Source organism: Lamprobacter sp. (genome assembly GCF_034860625.1).
Classification (GTDB): domain Bacteria; phylum Pseudomonadota; class Gammaproteobacteria; order Chromatiales; family Chromatiaceae; genus Lamprobacter.
The window spans coordinates 1-3,292 of sequence record NZ_JAYESN010000295.1 but is presented as its reverse complement, the minus strand read 5'-3'; the positions used below and the strand labels follow the sequence as shown (position 1 = coordinate 3,292).

Here is a 3,292-nt window from a genome sequence, read left to right as displayed (position 1 = left end):
GACCATGCTAGCCCATGCTAGCCGAGAACCTAGAGACCTGGGCACAACGCGAGCGTCAGGAGGGCGAGGAGATCCGCATCCTGCAAGGCGGGCAGCGCTTCTTTGCCGAACAAGACCCGCTGGTGCTCTTTGAATGGAAGCATGGCAAGCAGCCCAACACCGGCCTGCTCGAAGCCTTCGCCGCGCTGGGCTACGACCGCTATCGCTTGGTGCCGGGCCTGCAAGGGCTGACGCCGGTGGCCGAGGACGAGGCGCTGGATGGCTACCAGCTCAACCTGTTCGCCTGCAAACCCAGCCGCGCCGAGCAGCTTCGTGCGAACGGGTGGCTATTGACCAATGCCGACCTAGACCAGGCCGCGCCAGCGCCGACAGGTCGCTGGGTCGAAGCGTTGGCTGACTATCCCTATGTGCCGGTATTACACGCCGATGGTCAGATGCTAGCGACCTGGCAGGGCCAGGAGCGCAGCGCCGATCTCCACTAGCCAGCTTATGAGCAAGCGCTCAATGCCTATCTTAGTGCGGGTAACCTGGCTGAGACCCTGCCGGCACGCTGGGCTTGGCTGCGCGCAAGTCGCGAGCAGTTGGAGTCTCTGCACCAGCACCGCGACCGCCATCTAGCGACCGAGATGCTTCGCATCCGGGTGCTGGAAGCGAGTGGACAACGCAGCTCCGCTGTCCAGGTCAACGCTGAACTGACCAAGCTGCTGGAGAGCAACCCGCAGATGCGCTTCGATCGTCCATTTCTGCCGCCACTGATGTCTTATGATCAGCGCCCGCCGCAGGGCGGCTTCGCCGCTTGGCTAGAAGCCGCGATCCTTGAAGGATTGGAGGAGCGGCGCGCGTATTCATCTTATTTTCATCGGGATGGACGGCTGCTGCAGCGTCTGGTTCGCAACCCGAACCGCAGTTTGGCTATGGATCGACGCCGCGCTTTGTTGGCGATGTTAACCGAGCAACAGGTGAGGCTAACGGACGAGAGTCTATTGCGTACCACTGAGCTATCGACGGACCATCGTAACGCTGCCTGGTGGCACGGATTATCATCCCCCTGTTGCCAGCAGCGCGCCAGCAAGTCTGTTACCTCCGACGCCCCTTCGGGGGGGCGCGGAGCTGGCCGTCTTCCAAGGCGCGGGCACCTGTCTGGACAACGTACTCATGATCTGGACCGAAGTGGAATTCATCCCGCTTTACGAAGACCAACCGCTGTTTGCGGAGGTCGATCAGTTTCTGCGATCCCAAGGCTTTCTGCTGCACAGCTTTACCGGTATTGCAACGCGCCGCTACAAGGCGTTCGCTCAAGCATGTCCGCAACGACGCCCGCGCCGTGGGCAAGCCATCTGGACCGATGCCATCTATGTGCGCGACTTCCGCCATCTCGAAGCGCTCTCGAGCTTGAAACTAAAGAAGCTCGCGGTGTTGCTCGATCAGGTTGCGGGTGCGGATGATCTCTGTTTCGAGGTGTTGCAGCTCCTCGATGCGCGCGAGGGGACGACATTGGCTCCAGGATATCTTGGTCGTATCCAATGATCAGTAGTCGTCAGGCTTGAGCAATAGGTGTTGAGGGGGAAAACCAACAGTCGCTCAGCTGGATCGTAGGTTGACATTAAGCAGATGCCAGCATGGCTCCTAGACGCTGAGTTCACTTGGCTTGGTAGCGCGAAACTGTTTCCTCTGGAGGATGGCGTCTTGAGCGATGACTGCCAAGACGGATCTAAAAATAATTCTCGGCGACTGTCAGGGTCATGGAACTATTCGGTTTGATGTGAAGAAGGCATGATTGATTACAGCGTTTTTGAGATCGCAGCGCTGGCGGATTACGACCACCTTGAGCAGGCGCTGGCGCAGCTCTTCCCTGAAGCCGAGCATGGATTGCTGATCGACGAGCTGAAAGACCGGCTTGGGCTGACCTGCGGTGCGGTATTACTGGAAGCTCCGTATCGGGATTTTGATCATTCGAGCGTATTTGCGCTCTTTTACGCCAAGAAACATCGGCAGCCGTCACGTGATTGCGTCCGGCTGCATCTGTTTGCCGGGGCGGATTTAGCCGCCGAGCAGTATATCGGCAGTTATGTGGTGCGCGATTCGCGCATCGACAGCCGTGGCCGGGCGTTACTCGACCCGGCGTATCTGATTGAAACGGAGCGCGCTTACCTGCTCGGCGTGGAGATGACCGCACATCTGGCAGGAACGCCGCTGCCGAAGCGCGTCTTCCCATGGATGGCGCAGGATACGGATATCGCGGTCTGCGCCCATGTCGCGGTCTGGGCGATTGTCAATTACTACGGCTTCAAGTATCCGGAATATTGTCGCCGCTCGATTGGGATGATTGCGGAGCAGACGCCGCCGGGTCTGGGCCGACGGGTGCCGTCGGAAGGTCTCGACCTGCTGCAGGTTTCGGATCTGCTCGCAGCTAACGGCTTTTTCCCGCTGATTCTGAGTAAGGACATCCTGGGCGAACCGGAGTTTTTCCGCGCCGTCTTCTCCTATATCGAGTCAGGTATCCCGATGGTGGCGGCCATGATCGGTCGGCAACATGCGGTGACGATCATGGGCCATGGTCCGATCGATGAGGCAGCGCTGTCAGCGGCAACGGGTTGGAGTTTCCATTCGGATTTTATCAACGACTTGTTCGTGGTTGACGATAATCGCTTGCCCTATAACCGGCTGGTGCGGGTGGTGGGGGCGAGTGACGCGGCGAGTTTTGCCGATCTTGATCATGTGATCGTGCCGCTGTCGGAGAAGATGTACCTCAACGCGAGTATCGTGCATGAGCGGGTGTTGGGCATGCTGCAGGCAGGTGTCCTTGCCGTTGACGCGCCAGCGGTGCTGCGGATCTATTTGACCTCGAATCGCTCGCTGAAACGCGAGCTTCAGGCCAATGAACACATGGATGCGGTTCTGAAAAAGGTGCTGACGCAGCTGGAGCTGCCGCGCTTTGTGTGGTGTGCGGATATTGCAAAGCCGCAGCAGTATGCGAGTCAGCTAACGGGCGCGCGCATCCTGATCGATGCGACGGCTGGTACTTATGAGCGCGATCCCTGGCTGTTCTGGCATGACGCCAACGGGCTGCGTTATCGCAGCGGCAGCGAGATGGTGGCATTGGATGTACCGCTGGCGCCCTATGACCTGTATCGAAACAATCTAACGGAGGTGAACCGAGCATGAACTTCAAACACCTGGTCGATGAGCAGGCGCGCGCGCCGCAGCCGCAAGCGCGCCAGGTCCATTCGCTGTCGAACGAGACGTATCAGGAACTCTGCAAGCAGGGGCTGGACGCACGGGTGCGCGAGCT

Annotated in this window: 3 protein-coding genes; all 3 read left to right on the top strand. The window is 59.3% G+C overall.

Features of this window, described 5'->3' with window-relative positions:
* The first annotated feature begins 14 nt into the window (after positions 1-14).
* Positions 15-482, top strand: coding sequence for a hypothetical protein (locus tag VBE63_RS26415; protein ID WP_323685979.1), 468 nt, complete (start codon positions 15-17; stop codon positions 480-482).
* 511 nt (positions 483-993) lie between these two features.
* Positions 994-1,527, top strand: a complete 534-nt coding sequence (locus VBE63_RS26410; protein WP_323685980.1) for an FkbM family methyltransferase — start codon at positions 994-996, stop codon at positions 1,525-1,527.
* A 342-nt stretch (positions 1,528-1,869) separates the two neighbouring features.
* Positions 1,870-3,165, top strand: a complete 1,296-nt coding sequence (locus VBE63_RS26405; protein ID WP_323685978.1) for a hypothetical protein — start codon at positions 1,870-1,872, stop codon at positions 3,163-3,165.
* Positions 3,166-3,292: the final 127 nt, after the last annotated feature.